This is a genomic window from Mycolicibacterium arenosum, assembly GCF_024320865.1.
GTDB lineage: Bacteria > Actinomycetota > Actinomycetes > Mycobacteriales > Mycobacteriaceae > Mycobacterium > Mycobacterium arenosum.
This window is the reverse complement of the sequence record NZ_JANDBD010000009.1, coordinates 126,875-153,584: the sequence shown is the minus strand read 5'-3', so window position 1 is coordinate 153,584 and position 26,710 is coordinate 126,875. Positions and strand designations below refer to the sequence as shown.

The window sequence follows — 26,710 nt, the reverse complement described above, 5'->3', positions numbered from 1 at the left end:
GCGGGTACGCGGGCGACACCAACGATGAGGAGTGAAGGACATGGCAAGTGGCGTCGCGACAGTGTGGTTACCCGTGGAGGACATGGGACGTGCGGTGAAGTTCTACGGCGAAACCCTGGGCCTCACCGTCAAATCCGAGGGCGATGACTGGTCGGAGCTGACAACGGACGGCCTGACGATCGGCCTGAACGGGCGGGAGGACACCCACGACGGCGCCACCGGCGGAGCCGTCATCACCTTCGAGCCGGACATCGATCTCTACGACGAGATCGTGCGGCTGACGGACGCCGGCGTCGAGTTCGTCGGCGAGGTCTCGAATAATCCGTGGGGCCGCATCGCGACGTTCAAGGACTCCGAAGGCAACGACCTTCAGCTGTTCGAGCCGCCGCCCTCGTAGCGCTGGGCCACGGATTCGTCGACACCGCTCGGCGGCGCGGTCAGGTGCTCGAGCACGCCGGTGAGGTCGAGGATGCGCTCGAAGTGTGGGGGCATGTCGTCGAGATGCAGCTGAATCCCCGCGGACGACGTGCGCCGATGGATCTGAATGAAGCCGGACAATCCCGCGGAGTCGCAGAAGGACATCCCGGTCAGTTCGAAGCGCAGGTCGCGCAACGCGGGTGCCGTGGCGAGCAGGTCCGTCACGGTCGCGACGAGTGTGGCGGTCGTCAGGTAGTCGACGTCGCCCACTACGTGCACGGTGATCGACTCGGGAGACGTGGACTGGGTGGCGATGTCGAGATTCATGCGATCCGTTCGGTGAGAGCGGTACGAGCCGACTGCAACAGGCGTCGGCTGCGCGGGTAGTCCCGCAGTTGGGTGTCGAGTACGTCGAGTGCCGGATGCAGCGAGGCGGCGGGAACGCCGCGCGCGGACAGGATCTCACCGGTCCACACGATGAACCCGACGAACAGGTCGTCGTCGTCCGTGTAGAGCGCGGCGCCCAGGAAGTCGACGATGTGGGCGATGTCCTCAATGGTGTTCTGGCGCTGCGATTCCGAATACGACGCCATCGCCGGGTGACGCTTCGCCACGCCGAGCACCGTCGCCTCGACCAACTGCGGCGCCGCGGTGCGCACGTAGGTGTACTCCTGGTCGGCGAGATGCGGCAGGTCGTCGACGGGCTGATGAATGGTGGTGTGGCGGCGCTGCACACCCGCCGACATGAGTTCGGCTGCCGAGCGGGCGTCGGGGGCCCAGGCGTCGGCGCCCAGCAGTCGCGCGTACCGCCCGTCGGGTCCGAAGGCGGCGCCGCCGGCCAACACGGCCACGCCGGCCGCCTGACACGCGGTGATCGCCGCGTGGGCCGTCGGCAATCGCGTCGGAATCGAGCACGACAGCGCGACGACGTCCGGCACGTGCTGGTGCAGGTAGCCGATCAGGTGCGGCGTGGGCACCTGGGCGCCGAGAAAGTCGACCTGCCAGCCGCGCAACCGCAGCACCTCGGCGAGCAGGCGCGCGGGCAGCGCGTGCCACTCACCGTCGACGCAGGCCACCGTGACCCGCCCGACCGTTGCGTCCCGGCGCGCGGCGGGGTGGTGCGCCAGTGCGGCGATGACGCGGTCGTTGATCGCCGTCGCGGAATGCTCCTGAGCCACCGAGATCCGGTTGGCCGCCCACTCGGTCCCGATCCTGCGCTGCACCGGGGCGATCACCTCGAGCAGGACGTCCTCCGGGGGCATACCCGCCTCCACGGCGGCGAAGATCGTTGCGCCCGCGGCGTATTCGTCGCCGTCGAGCACGGCTCCCCACAGGCGCTCGCGAGTCAGCGCGTCATCGGTGGGGGCCTCGGTGTCCGATCCGCTCACGCGGTGTACCTGCCGGCGGTGTGCCCGTCGACGGCACTGAGGTGGGTGCGCCGCGGCGCCGTGATCGCGACGACGGCCATGTCGTCGTGCGAGCGGTGGTTCACCCACTGCGTGGCGAGCATCATGATGCGCTCGACGACGGCCTCGGCCGGCATGCCCGCACACTCCGCGAGCGCCGACGACAGCCGCTGCTCGCCGAACTGGCCCATGCCCATCGGCCCGCCGCGGGCTTCGGTCACGCCGTCGGTGAACAGCAGGCAGGTCTCTCCCGGCGCGAGTGCGGTCTCGAACGACCGCGCCTTGAACTGGGGCAGCGCGCCGACCAGGGTGCCGCGGGTGTCGGCCGCCTCGACCCGTCCGTCGTCGCGCACGATCAGCGGCGCCGGGTGTCCGGCACAGGTCAGGCGCAGACGGACCTGGCCGTCGCGGCGCGCGACCGAGGCGAGCACCACCGTGGCGAACCGGCTGTTGTCGGGCGACAGCAGCGCGCTGTTCAGCAGGTTGAGGACACCTTCGTGGTGGTCTGCCAGCGGAGCCAACGCCTGCAGCGTGTTGCGGATCTTGCCCGTCAGCACGGCGGCCTCGAGCCCTTTGCCGCACACGTCGCCGAGCACGACCAGCGTCTCGTCCTCCGGCTTACTCGAGGGGTGGACGTCGTAGAAGTCGCCGCCGACCAGCTCGTGGTCCTCCGATGCGCGGTAACCGCCTGCGAGTTCGACACCGTGCAGCCGGGTCAGGCGGGGCGGCAGGAGTTCCCGCATCAGCGTGCGGGTGATGGCCGACTGTTCGGCGTACAGCCGGGCCGCGGACAGCGCCGCCCCCGCCCGCGCGGCGAACAGCCGGGCGAAGAGTTCCTCGCCTTCGGTGAACGCGGTGTGGGACGTGCGGCGCAGCAGCACCAGCGCTCCGGCGGGAACGCCGTGTCCGGGCAGCGGGGTGATGACGACCGAGCCGACCGGCCCGGCGAAGTCCTTGGGCACCAGCCAGCCCGGCACGGCGGCCGGGTCGATCCAGCGCGACGGCACGGGCGGGAAGCCGCGCAGTGCTTCGCCGAGGCCGCCCACCTCGGCGGGGTCGGCGTCGACGCTGCGCAGCTCGACTGCACCGTTGGACGCGGAGCACACGACGGGGATCTTCCCGTCGGAGATCGGGGCGACGACCACCGCCGCGTCGGCGAGGTGGCGGGCCGCCATCTCGACGGTGGCCTCCATGCACCTGTCGAAGTTCAGGGACGCCATCAGCACCGCCGACGCCTCGTCCAGGAACTCGGCGCGCTCCCGCTCACGGGCCAGCGCGCGCTGCGCGTCGTGCAGGGTCAGGTCGGTCTGGTCGAAGAGCCACCACGCCATGTCGCCGCCGGGCAGCGCGGTCGGGCGCCCGGTGAGGGCGCGGCCGTCGACATCGGCCGCCGCGTCGGTGCCCGCGAGCCACGACGGCGCCGCGCTGCCGGGGACGGCGCCGGGCAACAGCGACCGGGCCGAGTGGCTCGACGCGGTGACCAGGCCGGCGTCGTCGACCACGACGACGGGGTGGGGTACGGAAGTCCAGGCGGTATCCGGTGCGACACCGACGGGCGTCTCGTCGAGCATGCGCCTCCTCAACGGGCGGAGCGTCGCACCATCGGGAGGTTTCGGCGGCCACATTTCTCGGGTCCGCTTCCCTCGAACCGGCGTCGTTGTTCGACACGGTGAGGGTGAGATCGCCTAATCGCACCTTAGTACGCATTGCAAATATGCAACACCCTGCCGAAATGGACCCCGCCGCGGACAACTGCGCGTTGTAGAGTGCCTGCGTCCCACGGACTCGGCGCTGGTGAGGTGAACGCACCGTTGAAGCTCATCCTTGATCTGCTGCGCCCCTACCGGTGGATGGTGGCCGGGATCTTCGCCGTGTTGCTCGTGCAGATCGCCATGGGACTCGCGGCGCCGTGGCCTCTGAAGATCGTCCTCGACAGCGTCGTCGGCGACCACCCGCTGCCGGGTTGGCTGCACGGGATGCTGCAACCGATCCTGGGCGGCGAGGGCAAGATGCACGTCGCAGGGCTGGCGGCGATCATCGTGATCGTCATCGCCGTGGTCGCGGCGATCGCGACCTACGTCGCCAACTACCTGACCGAGACGGTGGGCCAGCGCGTCGGCAACGACCTGCGCACCCGCGCCTACCACCACCTCCAGCAGCTGTCGCTGAACTACTTCGACACCCACCGCGTCGGACCCATCCTCAGCACGCTCACCGACGACGTCGACACGATTCAGGACTTCGCGTCGGCGTCGACGCTCGGCATCGTGACCGATCTGCTGACGATCGTCGGAATGCTGTCGCTGATGCTATGGCTGCAGTTCGACTTCACGTTGGTGGCTCTCGCGGTGGCCCCGCTGCTGCTGCTGTTCGTGTCCCGCATCCGCAAGGCCGTGAAGGCCGCGACGCACGAGGTGCGACGACGTGAATCGGACATCGTGGCCGTCGCCGAGGAGGGTCTGCAGTCGATCCGCGTCGTCAAGGCGTTCGATCGCGAGGAGCAGCAGGAGCGCCAGCTGGCCGAAGCCGGGCAGCAGGCGGTCGACGCCGCGCTGAACGCCCGGAAGGTGAAGTCGGTGGTGTCGCCGATCGTCGCGGTCGTGGTCGCCGCCTGCACGGCGCTGGTGCTGTGGCGCGGATCGGCGCTCATCCTGGCCGGCGCGATGACCGCGGGCACGCTCACGGTGTTCATCTCCTACCTGGCCTCGTTCTTCAAGCCGGTGCAGGATCTCGCGAAGCTCACCAACACCATCGCGATGGCCTCGGTCGGCGTGGAACGCGTCAGCGCGCTGCTCGAGGCACAGACGACGGTGGAGGAGAAGCCGGACGCGGTCGAGCCCGATCGGATCGCGGGGGCGCTGAGCTTCGAGAAGGTCGCGTTCAGCTACGACGGTGAGACGCCGGTCCTGCGGGACGTCACCTTCGAGGTCGAAGCGGGCCAGGTCGTCGGCATCGTCGGGCACACCGGCAGCGGCAAGTCCAGCCTCGTCAGCCTGATCCCGCGGTTCTACGACCCGAGCGTCGGCACGGTCCGCGTCGACGGGGTGGATCTGCGTGATTACAAGCTGCACGAGCTGCGCAGGCAGATCGGCTACGTGCTGCAGGACACCGTGCTGTTCCGCGGCACCGTCCGCGACAACATAGCCTTCGGCAGGCCCGACGCCGACCACGACGAGATCGTCGAGATCGCGAAGCTGGCCAACGCCCACGAGTTCATCTCCGAGATGCCGCAGGGCTACGACAGCGCGGTCGGTGAACGCGGGCTCACTCTGTCGGGCGGCCAGCGCCAGCGCATCGGCATCGCCCGCGCGTTGATCCGGAACAGTCCGATCCTCATCCTCGACGAGCCGACGGCGGCTCTGGATGCGGAGTCGGAGCACTTGGTGATGTCGGCACTGCAGCGGCTGATGAAGGGCCGTACCGTGATCACGATCGCCCATCGGCTCAGCACGATCCGCGACGCCGACAAGATCGTGGTGCTCGAGGAGGGCCGCGTCGTGGAAGAGGGCACGCACGGGAAGCTGCTGGCGATCGGCGGTAGGTACGCCGAGTTGCACCGCATTCAGTACGAGGGAGAGACACCGTGACGCGCTCTCTGATCATCCTGCCCGACGACTCGGCCAAGCCGGTGCTCGACGCGATCGACGGGGCCAAGCACACGGTGCGCATCAAGATGTTCGCCTTCAGCCATCAGCCGCTGCTGGACGCTGTCGTGGCCGCGCACCGTCGTGGCGTGCACGTCAAGGTGATGCTGAACCCCGAGCGGCGCGACGGTGCCACGGACAACGATGTTGCGCGGGACATGTTGCAGCAGTTCGGCATCGAGGTGCGGGCCAGCAATCCGGCCTTCGATCTGACGCATGAGAAGTCGATGGTGATCGACGGTGAGATCGCCTTCGTCGAGTCGTTGAACTGGACCGACGAGAACTTCACCGAAACCCGCGACTACGCCGTGGTGACGCCGAGCCCGCACGAGATCGCCGAGATCGTCGAGTGTTTCGAAGCCGATTGGCACCGCGAGGATTTCGATCCGGCCGGCGGATCGCACCTGATCTGGTGTCCGACCAACGGCAGGCACCGGCTCGCGGATTTCATCGACGGTGCCCAGAAGACCCTGTTCGTCCAGAACGAGCGCTACCAGGACCCGGTGATCCTCGAACGCCTCGTGCGGGCGGCGCGCCGCGGGGTCAAGGTGCACGTGATGGCGCGCGCTGCACACCACCTGAAGGCGGACAAGTTGCTAGAGGGTGTCAGCGGACTGCGGTTACTCGACGACGTGGGCATCAAGATCCACCGTCTCAAGCACCTGAAGCTGCACGCCAAGATGATCCTGGCCGATCACAGCCGCGCCGTCGTCGGCTCCATCAACTTCTCGCCGGGGAGTTTCGATCACCGGCGCGAGCTGGCCATCGGTGTGGACGACGGCGACCACGACCTGCTGAAGCGCATGAACGAAGTGGCGCATCATGATTGGAAGCACTCCGAGCCGATGGACCTGACGGACAAGGGCCTGCTGGCCGACCTTGCGAAGCGGGATCCGCGCGAGGTCGACCAGCTGGCGTTGCACGACGACGGCGAGGAACTCTAGCTCCGCGGCGAGGACAGCCCGGCCTTGACGGTGCGGGTGAGCTCGTCGGCGAGGATCTCGGGCGCATCGGCGAAGAGCCCGTCGAGAGCCTGCTTCGCGACGACGCCGGGATCGGTCTTCTGGTCGGCAGGAATGTAACTCACCATGTCGGTGTCCATGTAGCCCACGTGTAGGGCCGCGACGTGAATACCCTTGGGCGCCAGCTCCTCACGGACGGCGTCGGTCATCGCCCACGATGCCGCCTTGGCGGCCGCGTAGGCACCGCTGGACTGCGGGTGTACCCACGACAGCACGGACAGCACGTTGAGGATCCGGCCGCCGCCGTTGCGTTCGATGACGGGAGCGAAGGCGCGGAGCACCTGGAGCGTGCCGAAGTAGTGGGTCTCCATTTCGAGGCGGATGTCGTCGAGTGCGCCGTCGAGCAGTCCCGCCCGTGTGGAGACACCCGCGTTGTTGATGAGGACGTTGACGTCGTCCGCCACCTCCGCCGCGCGGCGGACGGATTCCGGGTCGGTGATGTCGAGTTGGACGGGTACGACGCCGGGGATGTCGACGGACTCGGGATTGCGCGCGGCGCCGTAGACCTTCGCGCCGCGGGCGACGAGTTCCTCGGCGAATCGGCGGCCCAGACCGCGGTTCGCGCCGGTGACGAGTGCGGTGATCTGTTCGGTGCTCATGGCGTGCCTCCTGAAGTGGATTACACCCGGCCGGTGCTGGGTCTACCGAGGTGAACACAGGTCGGGTCGGCTTCGTTCCCGATCGGAGCGAATTGGCGGCTAGCCGGAAGACGTTCGGCGGCCAGCCGGAAGGCTCAGCGGCCGGTTGAGCCGTCACGATGTCCTCCAGGGTCGTTCGTTGCGTTCGCGCCGAGCGATCTCATCCCCGCGGTCCTCGGACCAGTAGTTCTTGAAGCGCTCACCGAGCCACGCCGGCGCGACCGATGGCTCGTACTGAGGCACGACGAAGCTCAGTGCGGCGAGCGTCTTGAGCACGACGAACACGCCGAAGAACGACGCGGGCGCATCGGTGAGCGCGATCGCGACCAACCCGAAGATGAGCGTCAAGTGCACGACGACGACCCGGCTGAGTCCCCGGTTGGCGAGCCGCTCGAGCCGCCAGAACGACCACCGGCGCAGGCTGAACAGGTCGACGGTGATGTCGACGAGCAGGAAGACGAGGACCGTTAGGCAACCGAAACCAACGCTGCGCCAGTCGATGTCGACAAGTGCGCTCTGCTTGTTCTGGTGCAGCAGCAGGAGCACGATCCCGAGGAACACGGCGTGCACCGCACAGAACGACACGCTGATGAGGGTGAACCAGCCGACGAAGGACGACCGCTTGGGGCCACGGCGACTGGTCTCCGCCGCGGCTTCGTATCGGAAGTGGCCGCGCCTGGGCGTCCAGTGCTGGTGCATTAAGGCTCGTACGGACACCAGCAGGCAGGATGCGACGGTTTCGAACCAATACACCGCCAGCGTCGTCGCGCTGGACCAGCCTCCGGCGAACCACCCGATGACCGGCACGGCGATGACTGCCAGCGCGATGAGTACGTGGACGATGCGGGACACGGCCCGGCAAAGCTACCGCGTGAACGGGCTCGTGCGTGACTAACTAGCCGAGCTACCTATACGGTCGGCGTATGACGCGCGTAACGGTGATCACGGGTGGGGCAGGCGGCATGGGTCAGGCGACTGCCAAGGTCGTCGGACGCGACCACGCCGTGGTACTCGCCGACGTGCGGCAGGACCGGCTCGACGACGCGATCGTCGCGTGCAAGGCCGCCGGCATCGAGGCCACCGCCGTCGACTGTGACGTCACCGACCGGGACGCGGTCGACGCGCTGCTCGAGACCGCGGCCGGCCTCGGCACCATCACCGCGGTGATCCACACCGCGGGCGTGAGCCCCAGCATGGGCGACGCACCGTACGTCGTGACCACGAACGCCATCGGCACCGTCCACGTCAACGAGGCCTTTCTCGGTGCGGGAGCCGAGGGATCGGCCATCGTCAACGTCGCGTCGATGGCGGCGCACATGCTGCCCGACGAACTGATCCCGACGGCCAAGTTCCCCCTCGCGCTGCAGGATCTCGACGCCTTCACCGCCGAACTGCTCGCCGCGTGCGAGATCGTGCCGGAGGAAGCGCGCTCGGGCATCGCCTATGCGGTCAGCAAGAGCTTCGTGAAGTGGTACAGCTCATCGCAGGCGGAACGTTTCACCGCCAAGGGAATTCGCATCGTCTCCGTGTCTCCCGGCTCGATCGAGACCGAGATGGGCCTGCTCGAGGCCGACGCGGGTGCCGGCGCGATGGTCGCGGACGCCGCCGTTCCCCGGTGGGGCAAGCCCGAGGAGATGGCCGAGTTGCTCGCGTTCTGCGCCGGCGACAAGGCGGGTTACCTCACCGGCACCGACATCCTCAACGACGGCGGAGTGATCGCGTCGATCAGGGAGCGCGCACGGCTTGGATCTGGATGAGGTTGCCGCACGTGTCGTCCAGCACCGCCGTCGTCACGGGACCCATCTCGGTCGGCGGTTGGGTGAACGTCACACCTAGTGCGCTCAGTCGCTCGTACTCGGCCTGTACGTCGTCGACCTCGAAGGCGGTGTACGGAATGCCGTCGGCGACCAGGGCCGCCTTGAACGGCTTGGCCGCGGGGTGACCGTCCCGTTCGAGGACCAACTCGGTGCCCTCCGGGAGGTCGGGTGACACGACCGTGATCCACCGCGCCTCGCCCATCGGGATGTCGTGCTTGACCTGGAAGCCGAGCACCTCGGTGTAGAACGTCAGCGCCCTGTCCTGATCGTCGACCATCATGCTGGCCATGGTGATTCTCATGCGGATCCCTTCCGGTCGGTGCTCAGCCATCGCTCGACGATCGACTCCAGAGGCGTGATGTTGAGGTGGTGGAACTTGTAGCGGCCTTCGCGGCGGGTCTCCACGAGGCCCGCATCCGCGAGTACGTCGAGATGCTGCGAGATGGCCTGCCGTGACGAACTGAGGCCGTGGCGCGTGGCCAGTCGTGCGCAGATCTCGAACAGCGTCTGCCCATCGTGCTCGGTCAGTTCGTCGAGGATGGTGCGGCGTGTGGGATCCGCCAGCGCTTTGAAGACGTCGCCCACGAACACACCATAGGCAAGTGAATACTTGCCTGTCAGTCGATGGTTCAAGATCGCCGAAAGTCGTTGTCCCTGCTCGTTTTCGGATGAGATCAAACTGTGACCGAGTGGTGTCCTGTGGACCACTGTGGCACGTTGCCGAGCACCGCGTAGTCGTATACGTTGGCAAGCTCCAGACCGGTTTCGGGGGTCGGGCCCGCGGCGGACAACTTCGAAATTTGAGGGATCCCAACTTGATACGCGACCAGGGGGTGAATCGCCGCGCGGTCCTGAAGCTGCCGCTGGCCGTGGCTGCGGGCGCGGCGCTCACACGCGTTCCCGTCGCCTCCGCAGCCGAGCCGGTGCGCTGGACGGTCGAGTCGGCGAACACGTGGTACCGCACGCAGGGCTGGGTCGTCGGATGCAACTTCATCACGTCGAACGCGGTCAACCAGCTCGAGATGTGGCAGGCCGCCACGTACGACCCGCGCCGTATCGACAGCGAACTGAACGCCTGTAGGCTCATCGGCTTCAACACGGTGCGGGTGTTCCTGCACGATCAGCTGTGGGCGCAGGATCGGCTCGGCTTTCAACGGAGGCTGGCGCAGTTCGTGGCGATCGCCGCGAGTCGGGGTATCAAGCCGCTGTTCGTGTTCTTCGACTCCTGCTGGGATCCGTTCCCGAAGGCGGGGCCACAGCGCGCCCCGACGCCGGGCGTGCACAACTCGGCGTGGGTGCAGAGCCCCGGTGCCGCGCAGCTCGACAACCAGCAGTACCGCCGCGTCCTGCGCGACTACGTGGTCGGCGTGATGAGCCAATTCCGCACGGATCCTCGCGTCCTGGGCTGGGATCTGTGGAACGAGCCGGACAACCCCGCGCCGCAGTACAAGGACGTCGAGCGTGAGGACAAGCTGGATCGCGTGGCCGCGCTGCTACCGCAGGTGTTCCAGTGGGCGCGTTCGGTGAACGCCCTGCAGCCGCTGACGAGCGGGGTGTGGGACGGCAAGCGCGGCGACTGGACGGATCCGGCCCGGCGCAAGGTCATCCCCGGCATCCAGCTCGACAACTCCGACATCATCACCTTCCACAGCTACGGAAAGCCCGAGGACTTCGAAGCCTGCATCGACGAGCTGGCGCCGATGAACCGGCCGATCATGTGCACGGAATGGCTGGCTCGCCCCGAGGGCAGCACGGTCGACGGGTGCCTGCCGATCGCCAAGCGGCGCAACGTCGGGATGTTCAACTGGGGCCTGGTGGCGGGCAAGACTCAGACCTTCTTCCCGTGGGACTCCTGGGAGAAGCCGTATCAGGAGGCGCCGACGCAGTGGTTCCACGACCTGCTGCTGCCCGACGGCCGCCCCTACCGGGCCAGGGAGATCCAGGCGATCCGAGATCTCACCGGTACGGTCATGCCCGCCTGAGTACGCCGTCCAGGAACGTCCGCAGGTAGCTTTCGAACAGCTCGTCCGCGGTGGTGCCCTCGATGGTGTCGAGGGCCCTGCGCAATTCGGGGTGGGACTCCGTATCGGGACTCGGCCCCTGGCCGCTGTCCGCGTAGTCGGCGGCGTTCTCGACCAGGATCGCGGCACCCATGGTGAGCGCGGTCAGGCCGTCGACGATGTGCACGTGCAGCGCCGCGGGCACCCCGGACGCGGCGAGGAACCGGCACATCTGCTCGTACTCGCCGAACATGTTGTCGCGCGGCATGAAACGGATCAGCAGCGGCCCGCAGTGCGGATGCGCGACGATCGCCCGGCGCAGCGCCACGGACTGGCCGATCAGGTAGTCGGTCCAATCCCCGCCGTCGGGTACCGCGGGAGGCGCGTCGGGTGTCGCCACCGTGCGCGCGACCGCTTCGAGTAGCGCGTCTCTATTGGCGAAGTAGTGGTAGATCGACGGCGTCCGGACATCGAGGGCCGCCGCGAGCTTCGGCATGCTGAACCCCTCGAGGCCGTGCTCGCCGATCAGCTCGATCGCGGTCTGGACCACCGCCTCGGCGGTGAGGGACGCGGTCTTCGGTCTCGCCAATCACGCTTCCAGACGTGCGCGGACCGCCGAGAGCCGCTGCGCCAGTTCGGCTTCGGTGATCACACCGCGATTGAGCAGCGAGTGTGCCAGCGACATCAGCTGGTTCTCGGGGTAGGGGAGGTCGGCGTAGACGGTCGCCGACAGCTCGTCCTCCTCGTCGCGACGCTCCTTGAAGTCGGGCACGTCGGCGTCGCAGGCGGTTCGGTCGAGCGCGTCGCACAGGCCGTCGAGGCTGGTCTTCCACGGCGGGACGGGGTTCTCCACGCCGTACTTCGCGGCCATCCTCGACCACACCTGATTGCGCTCGACGATTCCCGCCAACGCGTCGGGCGGGGTGTTCACGCGCCGCTCGGATGGATTGCGGGGCGGGTCTCGACGACGACGTTCGTCGTCACGCCGGCCTTGGGCAGCGCGACACCGATCAGGCAGTCGCGGGTGACGATCTCGGCCAGCTGATCCTCGGTCCAGCCGTCGGTGCCCGCCGGGCGCAGCGGCATGACCATGAAACGGTGCTTCTGATTCGAATCCTGAACGCGCACTTCGACGTCGTCGCCGAGGTAGAGGCCGAACTCGGAGAGCACCTGCCGCGGCCACCGGACCAGCCGACGCCGGTAGTTGGGCGTGCGATACCACTCGGGGGAGTTGCCGAGGATCGGTCGCGGGTAGCAGGAGCACAGCGCGCACACGATGACGTGGTGCACGGTCGGGGTGTCGGCCAGGATCTCGAATGCGGTGAAGTCGCTGGGCGTGCCGAACCCGGTGGGCTCCATCCAGTCGACGCCGACCTCCTTGCTGGCGGTCATCGGCTCGGACAGTGCCAGCGCTTTGAAATCGGGGTCGAGCCACGCCCGTGCCACCAGCCGCGCCGCGGGCGTCGGCCCGATCTGTTCGGCGAACTCGGTGAAGCGGCGATGCTCCTCGGCGGTGAAGATGCCCTTCTCGATGCACAGTTCGCGCAGGGCGATCTCCAGCACCTCGAAGTCGGTGATCTCGTCGACCATCGGCTTGACAGTGCGGTCGTGATCGTGGTCGTGGTCGTGCATTATGCTCCTCGCAGCCAGTGTTCCGGGATCTCGGTTCGCAGTGTGTCCGTTGGGGATCCGGTGTAGTCGTCCCACAGGTCGGCCATCCGGAACTGCACGACGTAGAACCACTCCGGCTTGGCATCGGCCCGAGCCCACGTCTCGTCCTCGGCGGCTGGGCTCTCGTAGGCGACGACGGCGATCTCGCCCTCGGCGCCCCGGCAGTACTCGGGGGTGCGGGTGTAGAACAGCACGGGCAACTCGTCGCGCACCACCACGCGATCACCGACCGCGAACGCGGCCTCGCCCGCCTGGCCGGCGTAGACCTGAGGGTCGCCCTTGCCGACGGCGTGGATGTGATGCTCGTTGCGGGCGACCTGCGATCCGTCGCCCTCGGACTTCGGCTCGGCCTTGAGTTGCCTGCCCGCCAGCCCGTCGGCGTAGCGGTCCCGGACCTCGATCATCCGTTCGGTGAGTTCGGTGAGCCCGATGTGGTGCTTCTCAACCAGTACGCGCGCGACCGAGAGCAACCAGCGGCCGTAGTACGGAAAGCCCTGATACACAGCACGTCCCACGTCGACGTTGCCGATCCTGCGGCGTTCCTCGGACAGCCAGATACCCCGCCAGGCGAGCACTTCGCAGATGACGTACGTCATGTGCTCCCAGTACTCGTAGTCCTTGTTGACGTACTTCATCGGTGCGTCGGGTTCGCCGCCGACGTCGTGCACCGGCTTGGTGAGCGCGACGATCCGGCCGTGGTCCATCAGGTCCGGATAGGGCGCGTCGGGGATCTCGGGAAAGGCCGATTTCAAGCGGCCGACGAGATCGAGTTGGCGTGCGCGTTCAGCCGCTGTGCTCATCAAGTCCCCTTCGAGAGCTCTCTAAGGGCTTTAGGTTAAAGGTTGCGGGCGCCCTCGCGCATTGTTTTCGAAGGAGATCAATTCGGAACGTCTAACTCATCGGGTGAGCACCGACTTCAACGACGCGTCCAGGATGTCGAGCCCGGATTCGAGTTCGTCGTCGGTCACCGTGAGCGGCGGCGCGATGCGGAAGATCCCGCCCATGCCGGGCAGTTGCACGATGTTCATGTGCAGCCCCCGCTCGAGGCATTCCGCGGTGACGCGGGCGCCCGTGCTGTCGGCCGGGGTCCTCGACTCCTTGTCCGTCACCAGCTCGAGCCCCTGGAGCAGGCCGCGACCGCGCACGTCGCCGACCTCCTCGTAGCGGTCCTGCAGGTCGAGCAGCCGTGCCGAGAGCCGCTCACCGAGCTGCGCTGCTCGTGCGACGAGACCTTCACGTGCGACGACGTCGAGCACCGTCACCGCCACCGCCGCGGCGAGCGGATCGGATACGTGAGTGGTGAAGAACAGGAAACCCCGCTCGTGGCAGCGGCTTTCGATCTCGTCACTGGTGACGACGGCCGCGACGGGTAGTCCCGCGCCGAGCGTCTTCGACAACGTCAGCAGGTCGGGAGTGACGCCGTCGCGTTCGAACGCGTACATCGTGCCGGTGCGCCCGACGCCGGTCTGCGCCTCGTCCAGGATCAGCAGCATTCCGCGCTCGGAGCAGAGTTCGCTGAGTCGCCGGAGATAGCCCTCGGGCAGCTCGATGATCCCGCCCGACGAGAGGATCGGCTCGACCAGGCACGCGGCGAGGCTGCCCGACGACTGCGCGTCCACCATCGCGAACCCGTACTCGAGTTCGGTCAGCCAGTCGTGGGAGCCGTCGGCGTTCCGGAACGGCGAGCGGTACGCGTTGGGCGTCGGCAGGGTGAGGTTTCCCGGCATCGGCGGCCCGTAGCCGCGCCTGCCCGCGCTGAAGGTCGCCGAGGCCGCACCGGACGTCATCCCGTGCCAGGACCGATCGAACGACACCACCTCGTAGCGGCCGGTGTAGAGCTTGGCCATCTTGATGGCCGCCTCGTTGGATTCGGCCCCGGTGGTCAGTAGCAGCGTCCGGCTCAGCGACGGGGGCAGCGTGGCCGAGAGCGTGGTCGCCAGGGTGACGACGGGCTCGCTGAGCATGCCGCTGTAGAGGTGGTCCAGCGTGTCGACGGATCGGGCGACCGTGGCGACGATGTCGGGATGGCCGTGTCCGAGGACGGCGCTCATCTGGCCCGACGTGAAGTCCAGGATCGCGGTGCCGTCCTGGTCGTAGACGTAACTACCCTTGGCGCGCTTGATGATTCGCGGGACGAACGACGAGCCGTACCGAACCAGGTGGCGGTCGGCGTCGCTCCAGAACTGCTGGCTGTCCATGCGAACGACCGTATCAGCGGCGGGCGCGCAGCCTTATCATCCCGGCGGGGGCATCGCGGGCGGCGTCGCGTGCGGCCAACTGCGTCAGCTCGACGACCTTCACGGCCAGCGGCGACATCGTGCCGGCGCTGAGCGCGTGGATCTCCCGAGGCTCCAGGGCCGGGGTCAGGGGGTGAGTGGTGACGGTCGACGGGAGCAGCGTCGAGACGGCGAGCCAGGGCATGATCGCCCATCCGAGTCCCGCGTTGACCATGCTCACCACGGCGGTGTTGTCCGCCGTGCGGAACACGAACTGCGGGAACACGCCCATGGCGTCGAGGGCCGCCTCGACCCGGCGCTGGTCGCAGATCGGCGGCTGCGCCACCATCGCCGCGCCGTTCAGTCGGGTGATGTCGACCGGTCCCGGTTCGAGATCGCCTGCGGCAGCGAGCAGGACGAGCGAATCCCGCAGGATCAGGGTGGAGTCGACGTCCGGCGGGGCCGGGCCGTCGACGAACAACACGTCCAGGCCCTCGAGTTGCGGCACCTCGGCGTCGTCTTCGAAGAGTTTGATCTCGCAGTCCGGATGAACGTCCCTCAGCTGTCGGACCACCCGCGGCAGCAGCGTGTTCGTCACCGTTTGGAACGTGCCGATGTCGACCCGTCCGGACCCCGCCTGGAAGCGATCGATCGCGTCGGACACCGCTTCCGCAGCAGCGAGGAGGTCACGACCGTGCTCGAGCACCAGGCGTCCGAGCGGAGTGAGCTGGGCCGGACGAGGCCCGCCCGTGCGATCGAAAAGCTTTCCACCGACGGCCTTCTCGAGGGACGCGACCTGCTGGCTCAGGGTGGATTGGGAGTAGCCGAGCGCGGTCGCCGCCTTGCCGAACGAGCCCGCTGATGCAATCGCATCCAGCGCGGCGAGATGTCGCAATTCGAACACGAGTAATGATCGTAATCGGCGATGAACAGTGTCGAGGACGATCGCTTTTCAGAACGGTGGGGGTTCCTCGTCGTGGATGTTCTTGGCGCGCTCGGCGTTGATGCGTTGGGCCTTGGCTTGGGCGCGGGTGCGTTGTCGGCGGGGCATCATCATCGAGCGGTACGGGCTGGGCGGTGGTGGCCGGGTGGGTCGGGGTGCGGGGGTGGTGACGTCGGCGTCCGGGAACAACAGCGTGATTCCCGGCTTGGTGGTGTAGGTGTGCCCGGTGGGCGTGGTCGTGATGACGGTCCCGTCGGGAAGTTGGTCCTCGGACCAGCCGGCGTGGAACGTCTTGATCAGGTGATGTTTTCGGCAATCGCACTTGAGGCCACCGGCATGCGTCGGCCCGGCCGGATACGGCACGGTGTGGTCGATGTCGGTGAATTCGGCGAGCCGGTCGCAGCCCGGTGCCCGGCAGGTGAGGTCGCGCAGGCGGACGAAGTGATCGGTGGCCGCCGAGGGGCGGTAGCGCGGTTCGGCGTCCTCGCGGGGGCTGGTGATAGGTCGGATCGTGGCGCCGCGGGCGATGAGGTCGGCCAGCAGGGGCGGGGGGACGACGCCGTGGCCGGGGATGATCGCCAGAGGCCGTGACTCGGGCCCGGGGTCGGGGACGGGCGGTTCCTCGACGTGGTCGTCGGTGCGGGTGTCGGCGTCGTGCTGGGCGTCCTCCTCGACCTCGTCGATGATCTCGTCGAGTTCGCCCTCCACGGTGCGGGGGCCGTGCAGATCGGACTCGGCCGCGCCACCGGTGGCCAGGGCGGTGTCGAGGGTGGCCCGATCGGTGATGACGTGGATGCTCACACTGCTGGCCGCGGCGTCGGTGACGGTGGCGGCGGCGCAGTCCGGGTTGCCGCATCGACACGCCAGGACGGTGGATCCGGCCATCAGCGCGGCGTGCGCGTCACCACGGCGCTGTTTGAGGGTGCGGGGGTCGTCGGGGCACACGCTGCGCGCCATCCGCCGGATCTGCGTGACGGCGATCGCGGCGTCGGGTCCGGTCATCCGGCCCCAGTAGGCCACGGTGCCCGAGCCGTCGTGGCGGCCGACGACGAAGTCGCGGTCGCGGACCTGTTCGCGGACCCGGTGCACCGCGGCGGGGTCGATGCGGGCGATCTCGGCGTCGAGGAGTTGTTCGAACTTCCACTCCGAGAGCGGACCCCACCCGAGGATCCGGTCGGCGAGCACCCGATCCAACTGCGCCATCACGTCCGGATCGACGACGAGATCGGTGCGCTTCGCCAGGATCCAGACCCGCCGCCCGGTGACCACGCCCTGCAGGAACAGGGCGTTCACGCGCGGGAACGTGTCGCGCAACATGGTCGCGATGTCGATCTCGCCGAGCGCGCGGCCGTGACCGATGTTCAACGCGGCCGAGATCTCCGCGGCCGCCCCGTCGACGGCATCGGCGGCGGCGTCCTCGAGCTCCACGCCGTCGCGCAGCCGGCGCCGCGCCAACTCCGCGATCGCCGCGTACCTCTCCGCATCCGCAACCGCACTGGACCGAGCACGCGCGGTGATCACGTCGACCAACTCCCGCGCACTCAAGCCTTCGAACATGTGTTCGATTCTACCCCGTACTTGTGACAAGAATCGGGGTTGTCGGTGGCCGGCCTCAAGCTGATTCCAAACGGTCGACAAGGGAGTTGGAATATGTGCGACAAGTGCCTCAATGAGCTGCGTGCAGGGATGACAGAGCATCACGGATGGGTGGTTCAGTACGTACATCACGAGAGGCGGCCGTTCGCGTACACCATCGGTCTACACAACCGCGGCGTTCCCGAGTTGTTGGTCACGGGACTCGACGGCCATGTGTCTAACAGGGTGTTGAAGTCGATCGGGCACATGATCGTCGATGACGGCGCGACCGTGGCCCCCGCGATGCTGATCGACTACGAGGACAGGTTCCTGATGGAAGTCGTTGCGGTCGCGCACCCTGATGTGCACCTGAAGTACGCCGCACGAATCTGCGGCAAAGACGTTCGCGCGTTGCAGTTGGTGTGGGCTGACGACAAAGGCCGATGGCCGTGGGAGAAAGGCTGGAACGACGAGCGAGGCGTGCAGCCGGTTCTCGGCGTGCGGAGCCCGTGGCCGCCCCCGTAACGACGGTCGCACACACTTGGACCGAATCGTCCACATACGGTCTACAGTTGACGGATGCCGCCTCCATCGAGCGGCCCGCCGAAGCCGAAGCTGACGTCGCGCGGCGCCGCTACCCGCACTCGCATCGTGCTTGCGGCGGCCGAACTGATGCACGCCAAAGGGGTGGCTGCTACCACCATCGACGAGGTACTCGCCGCCAGCGTGACCAGCAAATCGCAGTTCTATCAACACTTCAGGGACAAGACTGAGCTGGTCTACGAGGTCATCACGCTGCGTGCCGATGAGATCCTGTCCTGGCAGCGCATCAGGCTGGAGAAGGTGGACTCGTTCCGCGGGCTTCACCAGTGGCGCACCGCGATGGTGCAGCGCTGTACCTTGCGCCGCGGCCTGTGGGGATGTGAACTCGGCTCGCTCGCTGCGGAATTGTCGGACACCGATGACAAGGCGCGCATGTCCCTGGCCGAGCACTTCGCGGAATGGCGGGGGCTGTTGGCCGCAACCCTGGAGCGCATGCGTGACAGTGGGCGGTTGCGGGCCGACGTCGACGCACCGACGTTGGCGACCGGACTGCTCGCCGCCGTGGAGGGTGGATATCTGCTGTCGCAAACCGCGCACGATCCGCGGCTCATGCAGACCGCCCTGGATTCGGCCATCGCACACATCAGGTCCTTCGCGCCCGCCGGAGCCGTGGACGCCGACTAGCGACAGAAAAGTTGGGGCAGTTCGGAATCGAACTGCCCCAAACTTTTTCAGACGATCAGTTGTCGCCGGGAACCGCGGTGGGTGCGGGCGGCGCCTTCACCGACGGGGTGAACAGGTTGCCACCCGTGGGGTTGATGCTCTTCTCGGTGGGCGACACCGACGGCGTCGTCGTCGAGGTCTCAGTGCTCGGCGCCGGCTCTTCCTTGTCGGTGCCGCATGCGGTCAGGGCGCCGCCGAGGATCGCGGCGGAGATGCCGACGGTCGCGGCGATTCGGCGGGTTGTGTGCTTCTTCATCGTGCAGTCCTATCCAGGGCTTCAGGTTCTCGGTGTCAACGCGAACTGAACTATATCGTCCATTAATGCCCCTGGTCAAGGCGGGAAATGCACGTTTAACAGCGGATTCGCGCTAGAGCAACGGACTATTGCGTCCAGGTACGGCATGATTTGAGGATTGTTTGAGGTACCTGCGGTGAACTGGCGGGGTGATCAGAACGCTCGCCGCGGTTGCCGCACTGGTGGTGGCGGTACCTGTCGCCGCCTGCACGGATAGGGAGTCGGGCGCCCCCGCAGCTCCTGTGACTCGGCTGTCGTGCACCGTCGCCGAACCGCCGGCGTGGACGGCGGCGATCGCGGGCAGCGGCGTCGACACCGGCGGGGTGTCGACGACGGCCCGCGCTGTCGCGCCCGGCGGTGAGGTGCTCGCGGTTCGAGACAACGGCAGCACTCGCGATCTGATTCTGATCGGGACCGACAAGAGCGTGCGTGACATCTACGCGGTTCCGGACCCCGACACGTTCGACATCGGCTACGCGGCAATCGACGATCGCTGGATCGTCTTAGCGCTCGATCGCATCCCGCGCGCATCCAACGGCGTACTCCCGACGATCAAGCGCATCGAGATCATGGACCGCGCCGACGGTTCGATCCGCACCGTAGCTGCGCAATCAGCGGCCGACGGCGCAGCCGTTCCCGAACGCAACGCGCTCGATTCCGTCGCCCTGCGCGACGGCAAGGTGTTCTGGCTGACCCTCGACACGTACGCATCCGAGCGCGGCACCGTGCGATCGTTCGATCCGGCCACCGGCGTCACGACCGACGTCGAGTCGGGGCCGGGGGTTGACCTGGTGACGCTGCCCGGTCAACTGCCCGAACCGCTGGCCGATATCGACGCGGCGGACCGGGCGTCGTTGGGCACCGACGGCACCGCGTTCGGCTGGATCGTCGACGTCGAGAACGGTGGCACCGGGGTGGCGTACTGGTCGCCCGACAGCGGAGTCGTCACGGTCACCGGGCTCAACCTGAAAACCGATGGCGTCGTACCCGACCTGTTCGTCTACGGACGTTTCGTGATGCTGGACAAGGGTTTCGGCGGAGACAGCGACAACTACGCAATCGTGGTCGACAGCCGGACGGGTGCGGTCACCGGACTGGAGCGTCGGCGCGATGTGCAGTACGACCGCGTCGTCGACGCGCACGACGGCGTGTTGGCGCTGAACCTGTGGTCCGGGCCGGGCAAGGGCGACTACCGGGTGGGCGTGCTGACGCGCGATGCCCTGTCACCGCTGACCTGCTGACGCCTCAATCCAGTCGCCCCGCAGTGACGACGCGAAGCACCGCCGCCCCCTCCTCGTCGGACGCTTCCAGATCGACCTCGACGTCGAAGCCCCAGTCGCGGTCGCCCGCGGGGTCGTCGAGGATCTGACGCACCCGCCACTCGCCGGGCCGGCGATCGAAGATCAGCATCGCAGGGCCGCGCGCATCGGGACCGGTGCCGACGGAGTCGTGGTCGTCGAAGTAGTCCAGGCCGACGTCCTGCCAGCGATCGGCGTTCCAGCCCGAATCCGCGTCCAACTCACCCAATTCGTGCCAGCGCCGACGGGCGAACAGTTCGACTCGGCGGAACAGCGCGTTGCGCACCATCGCGGTGAACGCCCGCTCGTTGCCCGTCAGCGGACGCGGGCGGGCCGGCACCGCGAGATGGGCGGACGGATCGACCGAGTCCTCAGCGGGGTTGGTCAGCTGCTCCCACTCGTCGAGCAGGCTCGAATCCACCTGTCGCACCAGCTCACCCAGCCACTCGACGATGTCGGTGAAGTCCTCGGTCCGCGCCGATGCGGGGACGCCCGAACGCAGTGCCTTGAACGCGTCGGACAGGTAGCGCAGCACCGCGCCCTCGGAGCGGGTCAGCCCGTAGAGGCTGACGAACTCGCGGAACGTCAGTCCGCGCTCCCACATCTCGCGCACGATCGCCTTCGGCGACGGATGCCCGTCGGCGGCCCACGGGTTCGTTCGGCAGTAGACCGTGAACGCGTGCTCGAGCACGTCGTCGAGCGGCTTGGGGTAGGTGACGTCGTCGAGGAGTTCGATGCGCTGCTCGTACTCGATGCCGTCGGCCTTCATCTGCGCGACGGCCTCCCCGCGCGCCTTGTCCAGCTGTGCGGCGAGGATGCGGCGAGGATCCTCCAGGGTCGCCTCGATCACCGAAACCACGTCCAGGGCGAAGGTTTCCGAGTCGGCGTCGAGCAGGTCGACGGCCGCCAGGGCGAACGTCGACAGCGGTTGGTTGAGCGCGAAGTCGGGTGGCAGGTCGACGGTCAGCCGATACTGCACACCGTCGGCGTCCGACACCCGCTCCAGCACACCGGCCTGCAGCAACGAGCGCGCGATCCCGATCGCCTCGCGAATGTGCCGCAACTGCCGCTTGCGCGGTTCGTGGTTCTCCTCGAGCAGCCTGCGCATCGCCGAACACGGGTCACCCGGTCGATCGATCACGTCGAGGATCATCGCCGTCGACACCCGCATGTTGCTCGTCAGCGGTTCGGGGGTGGCGGACTCCAGCCGCGTCAGCGTGGACTCACTCCAGGGCACCATCCCCTCGGGAACCTTGCGGCGCACTAGCTTTCGGCGCTTCTTCGGATCGTCGGCGACCTTGGCGAACTGTTTGAGGTTCTCCACCTCGTGATCCGGCGCCTGTACGACGACGGTGCCCGCGGTGTCGAACCCCGCCCTGCCTGCGCGGCCAGCGATCTGGTGGAACTCACGCGCACTGAGCAATCGAGTGCGAACACCGTCGTACTTCGACAGCGCGGAGAACAGCACGGTGCGGATCGGCACGTTGATACCGACGCCGAGAGTGTCGGTGCCGCAGATGACCTTGAGCAGGCCGGCCTGCGCCAGTTGCTCCACCAGCCGTCGGTACTTGGGCAGCATCCCGGCGTGGTGCACCCCGATGCCGTGCCGGACGAGCCGCGACAGCGTGGAGCCGAAGGTCGTCGTGAACCGGAAGCCGCCGATCGTCTCGGCGATGGCGGCCTTCTCGTCCTTGCTGCACACGTTGATACTCATCAGCGCCTGCGCCCGCTCGAGCGCCGAGGCCTGCGTGAAGTGCACGATGTAGATCGGCGCCTGCTTCGTGTCGAGCAACTCGGCGATGGTTTCGTGCATCGGCGTCGTCGCGTACGAGAAGTACAGCGGCACAGGGCGTTCCGCATTGGCCACCAGCGCCGTCGAGCGCCCGGTGCGCCGGGTGAGGTCCTCAGCCAGGTTCGTCACGTCACCGAGCGTCGCCGACATCAACAGGAACTGCGCCTTCGGCAGTTCCAGCAGCGGCACCTGCCAGGCCCACCCGCGATCCGGGTCGCCGTAGAAGTGGAACTCGTCCATCACCACCAGGCCGATGTCCGCGTCGGCGCCTTCGCGCAGCGCGATGTTGGCCAGGATCTCGGCGGTGCACGCGATGATCGGCGCGTCGCCGTTGACCGACGCGTCCCCGGTCAGCATGCCGACGTTGGCCGCGCCGAACACGTCGCACAGGGCGAAGAACTTCTCGCTCACCAGTGCCTTGATCGGTGCGGTGTAGAAGCTGGTTCGGTCCGCCGCCAGCGCCGCGTACACCGCCCCCGTCGCGACCAGTGACTTGCCCGACCCGGTCGGCGTCGCCAGAATCACGTTCGCGCCGCTGACCAGTTCGATCAGCGCCTCCTCCTGCGCCGGGTAGAGCGTCGTGCCGCTCTCCTCGGCCCAGACCGCGAACGACGTGAACAGGTCGTCGGGGTCGGCGCCCTCGGGCGGCAGGGGGAGGGTCACGGCTACCAGCGTGCCCTAGGGCGCGACAACCACGTCCGGCGGCCTGCGAGGTCCGTACGATCAGCCGGTGACCACGCCCGACCTGCTGCGCAGTTCGCCACTCGCCGAGGAGATCCTCGAGTCGCACCGTCACCACGCCCGCGGTGACGACGTCGGCTTCGACGCCTACAAGGCACACGTGTACCGGATCCTGAACTACGCGCGGGCGTTCAGCCCGGATGGGCCCGATCGCGATGACAAGCTGGCCGTCGCCGCGGCGTTCCACGACCTCGCGGCCTTCGACACGCTCGACTACCTGGTGCCGTCGATCGAGGCTCAGGACGCGTGGCTGCGACGGACCGGTCGCGAGAACTGGTCCGACGAGCTGGCGCTGATCGTCGCCGAGCATCACCGGATGCTGATGTACGGCCCGGAACGCCCTCACGCGCCGCTGGTGGAAGCGCTACGCAAGGCCGATCTCGTCGACGTCAGCCAGGGCGTGATCCGCTTCGGCCTACCCCGCGCGTACGTCAGGGAGGTACGTGCCGCCTTCGACGCGAGCGTCTTCTTCAGGCGCGTCATCCCCTCCGGAGCGCTGCGGGCACTGCGTCAGCGTCAGCGGCCGGGCTTCCTGCAACCGGGGAACGCCCTGCTCCGCTCGGGTCACGCTGGCTCCGATCGCTGACCGCTCAGCGCACGTCCTTGACGAAGAACACCCGATCGAAACCCTCGTCGGTGCGACGGTCCACTTCGACGTAGCCCAGGCGCGGATACATCGCGAGGTTCTCCGTCATCGCGGCATTGGTGTACAGCCGGGTCTGGGTCAACCCGAGCTCCCGCGCGCGAGACTCGGCGTCCGCCAGCAGCATTCGGCCGTAACCGCGTCCGGTCTCGGCAGGCGCCACCGCAACGCTGTCGACGAATACGTGGTCGGATTCCACCACCGCGGCGAGGACTCCGATTATCCGGTCACCGTCGACCAGTACCCTGCTGTGCGCCACGGCATCCGCGTAATCGGCGTCCATCGGCGCCGGCCGCCGCCCGATTCGCTCGACGTACGGCGCGTAGGCGTCCTGCACGATCCGCTCGATGGCCGGCACGTCCGCGGCCGTCGCGGCCCGGACCCGAACGCTCCCGAGGCCGGCCAGCGAGGCGGGCAGCGGCCCTCGGTGCAGGACGCCGAGCCGTTGGGTGGCGCGGGTCAGCGCGACGTAGAGTTCGGCGGCCCCGCGTGTCCCCTCGGCGAGAATCCGTTCCGGCTCGACGACCAGCACCGCGTCGAACTCCAGCCCCTTCGTCTCGGCGGGCGTCACGGTGCCGGGCACATCCGGCGGGCCGATCACCACACTCGTCCCGACGCGGGCCGCCTCCTCGCCGACGAACTCCGCGATGGCCGTGGGCAGTTCGTCACCGTCGACGAGCCGCGCCCACGGCGCCACGCCGCTGGCGCGCACGGAATCCGGTGGCTGGACGTCCGGGGCGAACTTGGCGAGCACCGAGGCGGCCACGGCCATGATCTCGGCGGGGGTCCGATAATTCACCGACAGCGCGCGATATACCCAGCGGCCGGGGACGTAGGGCTTCAACACGTCTCCCCATGACGTCGCGCCAGCCGCCGACCGGCGCTGCGCGAGATCGCCGACCACCGTGAAGGACTTCGCGGGGCAGCGCCGCATCAGCAGCCGCCAGTCCATCTCGGAGAGTTCCTGGGCCTCGTCGATGACGACGTGCCGGTACGTCCAATCACGATCCGCGGCAGCGCGTTCCACGAGTTCGCGAGTATCGCGCTCCTCGAAGCGCTCCGCGAGGTCCTCGGCGTAGACCATGTCGGTGGCGAGCAGTTGGTCCTCGTCGTCCATGAGGTCCTCACGGCTCACCATCAGGTCCAGCACCCCGGCGGCGTAGGCGGCCTCCTCCGCACGCTCCCGTTCGGCGGCCAGGTCGGTGGGGCCGTGCCTGCCGAGCAGGTCGACCAACTCGTCGAGCAGTGGCACGTCGGACACCGTCCACGCCTCGCCGTTCTCGCGCCACAGCGACGGATCGGCGCCCGCGGCCCGTAACCGCTCGGGCGACTCGTACAGCGTGGCGAGGAGCGCCTCGGGGGTCAGCAGCGGCCACAGTTCGTCGAGGGTGGCCGCGAAGCCGGCGTGATCGTCGAGGTCGCCGATCACGCCGGCTTTGATCTGATCCCACGCGGCCTTGTCGTCGCGCGTCAGCCAGCCCTTCCCGATTCGCGACGTGGCCCGCTCGCTCAGGACGTAGGTGATGACGTCGCGGAAGGTGGTCCGCGCCTCGTTGTGCGGCAGCCCGGTATCGCGCGCCTCCTGCCTGGCCCACTCGGCGGTCGCGGCGTCGATGCGAACCTCCGTGTCCGACAACACGATCGACACCGGCTCATCCGGCAGCCGCTGTCTGTCGGCGATCGCCCCCGCGAGCACGTCGAGCATTCCCAGCGAGCCCTTGAAGCGCGCCGCGTCGTCGCCGTCCTCGGCGGTGACGTGCAGACCGGGGACGAAGCCGCCGGGGGTGGTGAACACGACGTCGGACTCGCCGAGCGACGGCAGCACGCGGCCGATGTGGTTGAGGAACGTCTCGTTGGGGCCGACGACGAGGACGCCGTGGCGCTCCATCTGCTTGCGCTGGGTGTAGAGCAGATAGGCCACCCGGTGCAGGGCCACCACGGTCTTGCCGGTGCCGGGTCCGCCCTCGATGACCAGCACGCCGGGGTGATCGAGCCGGATGACGTCGTCCTGCTCGGCCTGGATGGTGGCGACGATGTCGCGCATCCCGTCGCCGCGCGGCGCGTTAACCGCGGCCAGCAGTGCGGCGTCGCCGAGGCTGCCCTCGCCGTCCCGCGCAGGATGGTCCGGTCTGCCGAGGACGTCGTCGGTGAAGCCGCGCAACCGCCGCCCTCGGGTGTGGAACTGGCGGCGGCGGCGCATGCCCTCCGGGTGTGCCGCGGTGGCGACGTAGAACGCCCGCGCCGCGGGTGCGCGCCAGTCCAGCAGCAGCGACTCGTAACCGGCGTCGTCGTCGAGCAGGCCGATCCGCCCGATGTACAGAACCTCGGACTCGTCGGAGTCGAGCCGACCGAAGCACAGTCCGTCATCGGCGACGTCGAGCCGTTTCATCTGCTTGGCCTGTGCGCGGACTTCGACGTCGCGGTCGACGAGGGTCTCGCCCCTGTCGCGCAGCGCCGCGTGGTACCGCCCCTGTGCCTTCGCGCGCTCCGCCTCGAGTCGCGTGTAGAGCCCGTCGACGTACTCCTGCTCCGCCCGCAGTTCCTCTTCGTATGCCATCGCCTCCGATGGTCCCAGGCGCCGCGTCTACATTCGAACGGTGATCGCCTACGACGACGCGCTGCGCGACCGGATTCACACCAATCTGATCGCGCACTCGCGTCGGACCGTGACCGACGACACCAAGCGGCACGCAGCCGTGGCCGTGGTGCTCGCCGACTCCGACGTCGGCGAGGACCGGGTGGATCCCGCCCCCGTCGACGACTGGATCGACGGCCGGCCGATGGAACCCGGCCTCGACGGCCGGATGATCGACGTCTCGGGTGGCGCCGCCTTCCTGCTGTGCCGTCGGACCTCGCGGTTGTCGTCGCACGCCGCGCAGTGGGCCCTGCCCGGCGGTCGGCTCGATGCGGGGGAGACGGTCGTCGACGCCGCCCTGCGGGAGACCGAAGAGGAGGTGGGCGTGCGGTTGCCGGAGACGTCCGTCCTGGGCCTGCTCGACGACTACCCGACGCGCTCGGGCTACGTCATCACCCCGGTGGTCATCTGGGGCGGCGGCAGGCTGGACCTGCGGCCCTCGCCCGACGAGGTCGTCGCCGTCTACCGGGTCGGCCTGCACCAGCTGCAGCGCGACGACTCCCCGCGCTTCATCGAGATTCCCGAGAGCCCGCGACCGGTGGTGCAGATTCCGCTGGGCAACGACCTGATCCACGCCCCGACCGGCGCAGTGCTGCTGCAGCTGCGATGGCTCGGCCTGGAGGGGCGCGGCGATCCGGTCGACGAGCTGGAACAACCGGTCTTCGCCTGGCAGTGATGAGTTAGGTCACTT

General features: G+C 68.1%; 27 protein-coding genes and 1 pseudogene. 10 read left to right on the top strand and 18 right to left on the bottom strand.

Translation table 11 applies throughout. The features are described from left to right. The first annotated feature begins 40 nt into the window (after positions 1-40). A complete protein-coding gene (locus tag NM203_RS21670; RefSeq protein ID WP_255062477.1) occupies positions 41-397 on the top strand; it encodes a VOC family protein in 357 nt (118 codons plus the stop codon). Here NM203_RS21670 and NM203_RS21665 read toward each other — a convergent pair. From NM203_RS21665 to NM203_RS21655, 3 genes are read right to left on the bottom strand one after another with little or no spacing between them, the layout of a single operon-like run. Further along, entirely contained in the window at positions 370-744 is a 375-nt protein-coding gene (locus tag NM203_RS21665; protein ID WP_255062476.1) for an STAS domain-containing protein, read from the bottom strand. The genes NM203_RS21670 and NM203_RS21665 overlap by 28 nt on opposite strands. Further along, positions 741-1,805 carry a cobalamin B12-binding domain-containing protein gene (locus tag NM203_RS21660; RefSeq protein WP_255062475.1) on the bottom strand — a complete coding sequence of 355 codons (1,065 nt, stop codon included), beginning with the start codon at positions 1,803-1,805 and terminating at the stop codon, positions 741-743. Before NM203_RS21660 ends, NM203_RS21665 begins: the two co-directional genes overlap by 4 nt. Continuing rightward, positions 1,802-3,394: a PP2C family protein-serine/threonine phosphatase gene (locus NM203_RS21655; RefSeq protein WP_255062474.1), complete on the bottom strand. Its 1,593-nt coding sequence runs from the start codon at positions 3,392-3,394 to the stop codon at positions 1,802-1,804. The genes NM203_RS21660 and NM203_RS21655 overlap by 4 nt, the downstream gene beginning before the upstream one ends. Positions 3,395-3,634: 240 nt before the next feature. On the opposite strand from NM203_RS21655, the gene NM203_RS21650 reads away from it, so the two are divergent. Both NM203_RS21650 and NM203_RS21645 read left to right on the top strand, forming a co-directional pair. Continuing rightward, positions 3,635-5,410, top strand: a complete 1,776-nt coding sequence (locus tag NM203_RS21650; RefSeq protein ID WP_255062473.1) for an ABC transporter ATP-binding protein — start codon at positions 3,635-3,637, stop codon at positions 5,408-5,410. Continuing rightward, positions 5,407-6,411, top strand: a complete 1,005-nt coding sequence (locus NM203_RS21645) for a phospholipase D-like domain-containing protein (protein WP_255062471.1) — start codon at positions 5,407-5,409, stop codon at positions 6,409-6,411. The genes NM203_RS21650 and NM203_RS21645 overlap by 4 nt, the downstream gene beginning before the upstream one ends. Here the strand turns inward: NM203_RS21645 and NM203_RS21640 are convergent. Next, on the bottom strand, positions 6,408-7,088 hold the full coding sequence (locus NM203_RS21640; RefSeq protein ID WP_255062470.1) for an SDR family oxidoreductase: 681 nt from the start codon (positions 7,086-7,088) through the stop codon (positions 6,408-6,410). The two genes, NM203_RS21645 and NM203_RS21640, sit on opposite strands and share 4 nt — an antisense overlap. Before the next feature lie 153 nt (positions 7,089-7,241). Continuing rightward, positions 7,242-7,979, bottom strand: coding sequence for a DUF6498-containing protein (locus NM203_RS21635; protein ID WP_255062469.1), 738 nt, complete (start codon positions 7,977-7,979; stop codon positions 7,242-7,244). A 71-nt stretch (positions 7,980-8,050) separates the two neighbouring features. Here NM203_RS21635 and NM203_RS21630 point away from each other — a divergent pair, with 71 nt between their 5' ends. Beyond that, positions 8,051-8,884: an SDR family oxidoreductase gene (locus tag NM203_RS21630; RefSeq protein WP_255062468.1), complete on the top strand. Its 834-nt coding sequence runs from the start codon at positions 8,051-8,053 to the stop codon at positions 8,882-8,884. Here the strand turns inward: NM203_RS21630 and NM203_RS21625 are convergent. Then, complete coding sequence (locus NM203_RS21625) at positions 8,853-9,245, bottom strand: VOC family protein (RefSeq protein WP_255062467.1); 393 nt, start codon at positions 9,243-9,245, stop codon at positions 8,853-8,855. The two genes, NM203_RS21630 and NM203_RS21625, sit on opposite strands and share 32 nt — an antisense overlap. Beyond that, positions 9,242-9,529 (bottom strand): ArsR/SmtB family transcription factor, encoded by a 288-nt coding sequence (locus NM203_RS21620; RefSeq protein ID WP_255062692.1) that lies wholly within the window; start codon positions 9,527-9,529, stop codon positions 9,242-9,244. Before NM203_RS21620 ends, NM203_RS21625 begins: the two co-directional genes overlap by 4 nt. A gap of 248 nt (positions 9,530-9,777) precedes the next feature. Here NM203_RS21620 and NM203_RS21615 point away from each other — a divergent pair, with 248 nt between their 5' ends. Beyond that, positions 9,778-10,926 carry a glycoside hydrolase 5 family protein gene (locus NM203_RS21615; RefSeq protein ID WP_255062691.1) on the top strand — a complete coding sequence of 383 codons (1,149 nt, stop codon included), beginning with the start codon at positions 9,778-9,780 and terminating at the stop codon, positions 10,924-10,926. Here the strand turns inward: NM203_RS21615 and NM203_RS21610 are convergent. From NM203_RS21610 to NM203_RS21580, 7 genes are all read right to left on the bottom strand, one after another. Continuing rightward, the gene (locus NM203_RS21610; protein ID WP_255062465.1) at positions 10,913-11,533 is read right to left on the bottom strand and encodes a TetR family transcriptional regulator; all 621 of its coding nucleotides are present in this window, start codon (positions 11,531-11,533) and stop codon (positions 10,913-10,915) included. The genes NM203_RS21615 and NM203_RS21610 overlap by 14 nt on opposite strands. Then, positions 11,534-11,815 (bottom strand): thiocyanate hydrolase, encoded by a 282-nt coding sequence (locus NM203_RS21605; RefSeq protein WP_255062690.1) that lies wholly within the window; start codon positions 11,813-11,815, stop codon positions 11,534-11,536. It lies immediately after the preceding gene. Positions 11,816-11,871: 56 nt separating this feature from the next. Then, on the bottom strand, positions 11,872-12,576 hold the full coding sequence (scnC, locus tag NM203_RS21600; RefSeq protein WP_255062464.1) for a thiocyanate hydrolase subunit gamma: 705 nt from the start codon (positions 12,574-12,576) through the stop codon (positions 11,872-11,874). After that, a complete protein-coding gene (locus NM203_RS21595; RefSeq protein ID WP_255062463.1) occupies positions 12,576-13,415 on the bottom strand; it encodes an SH3-like domain-containing protein in 840 nt (279 codons plus the stop codon). The genes scnC and NM203_RS21595 overlap by 1 nt, the downstream gene beginning before the upstream one ends. Before the next feature lie 96 nt (positions 13,416-13,511). Then, positions 13,512-14,813 carry an aspartate aminotransferase family protein gene (locus NM203_RS21590; protein ID WP_255062462.1) on the bottom strand — a complete coding sequence of 434 codons (1,302 nt, stop codon included), beginning with the start codon at positions 14,811-14,813 and terminating at the stop codon, positions 13,512-13,514. A gap of 13 nt (positions 14,814-14,826) precedes the next feature. Continuing rightward, positions 14,827-15,735 carry a LysR family transcriptional regulator gene (locus NM203_RS21585; protein ID WP_255062461.1) on the bottom strand — a complete coding sequence of 303 codons (909 nt, stop codon included), beginning with the start codon at positions 15,733-15,735 and terminating at the stop codon, positions 14,827-14,829. Between the two features lie 48 nt (positions 15,736-15,783). Next, the gene (locus tag NM203_RS21580; RefSeq protein WP_255062460.1) at positions 15,784-17,331 is read right to left on the bottom strand and encodes an HNH endonuclease signature motif containing protein; all 1,548 of its coding nucleotides are present in this window, start codon (positions 17,329-17,331) and stop codon (positions 15,784-15,786) included. 45 nt (positions 17,332-17,376) lie between these two features. Here NM203_RS21580 and NM203_RS21575 point away from each other — a divergent pair, with 45 nt between their 5' ends. Both NM203_RS21575 and NM203_RS21570 read left to right on the top strand, forming a co-directional pair. Beyond that, the gene (locus tag NM203_RS21575; RefSeq protein WP_255062459.1) at positions 17,377-17,874 is read left to right on the top strand and encodes a DUF4262 domain-containing protein; all 498 of its coding nucleotides are present in this window, start codon (positions 17,377-17,379) and stop codon (positions 17,872-17,874) included. A gap of 54 nt (positions 17,875-17,928) precedes the next feature. Further along, positions 17,929-18,576, top strand: a complete 648-nt coding sequence (locus NM203_RS21570; protein ID WP_255062458.1) for a TetR/AcrR family transcriptional regulator — start codon at positions 17,929-17,931, stop codon at positions 18,574-18,576. Between the two features lie 55 nt (positions 18,577-18,631). Here the strand turns inward: NM203_RS21570 and NM203_RS21565 are convergent, their stop codons facing one another. After that, the gene (locus NM203_RS21565; protein ID WP_255062457.1) at positions 18,632-18,871 is read right to left on the bottom strand and encodes a hypothetical protein; all 240 of its coding nucleotides are present in this window, start codon (positions 18,869-18,871) and stop codon (positions 18,632-18,634) included. A 188-nt stretch (positions 18,872-19,059) separates the two neighbouring features. On the opposite strand from NM203_RS21565, the gene NM203_RS21560 reads away from it, so the two are divergent. Beyond that, entirely contained in the window at positions 19,060-20,151 is a 1,092-nt protein-coding gene (locus tag NM203_RS21560) for a hypothetical protein (protein ID WP_255062455.1), read from the top strand. 4 nt (positions 20,152-20,155) lie between these two features. Here NM203_RS21560 and NM203_RS21555 read toward each other — a convergent pair whose 3' ends face one another. Beyond that, positions 20,156-22,663: a DEAD/DEAH box helicase gene (locus tag NM203_RS21555; protein WP_255062454.1), complete on the bottom strand. Its 2,508-nt coding sequence runs from the start codon at positions 22,661-22,663 to the stop codon at positions 20,156-20,158. Positions 22,664-22,730: 67 nt separating this feature from the next. Between NM203_RS21555 and NM203_RS21550 the strand changes: the two genes are divergently transcribed. Then, positions 22,731-23,327, top strand: a complete 597-nt coding sequence (locus NM203_RS21550; protein WP_255062453.1) for an HD domain-containing protein — start codon at positions 22,731-22,733, stop codon at positions 23,325-23,327. Positions 23,328-23,331: 4 nt separating this feature from the next. On the opposite strand, the gene NM203_RS21545 is transcribed toward NM203_RS21550, so the two are convergent. Both NM203_RS21545 and helR read right to left on the bottom strand, forming a co-directional pair. After that, on the bottom strand, positions 23,332-23,721 hold the full coding sequence (locus NM203_RS21545; RefSeq protein ID WP_255062689.1) for a GNAT family N-acetyltransferase: 390 nt from the start codon (positions 23,719-23,721) through the stop codon (positions 23,332-23,334). Between the two features lie 57 nt (positions 23,722-23,778). Then, positions 23,779-25,941: pseudogene (gene helR / locus NM203_RS21540) on the bottom strand (RNA polymerase recycling motor ATPase HelR); the annotation flags it as partial. A gap of 40 nt (positions 25,942-25,981) precedes the next feature. On the opposite strand from helR, the gene NM203_RS21535 reads away from it, so the two are divergent. Then, entirely contained in the window at positions 25,982-26,695 is a 714-nt protein-coding gene (locus NM203_RS21535; RefSeq protein WP_255062452.1) for an NUDIX hydrolase, read from the top strand. Positions 26,696-26,710 lie beyond the last annotated feature (15 nt).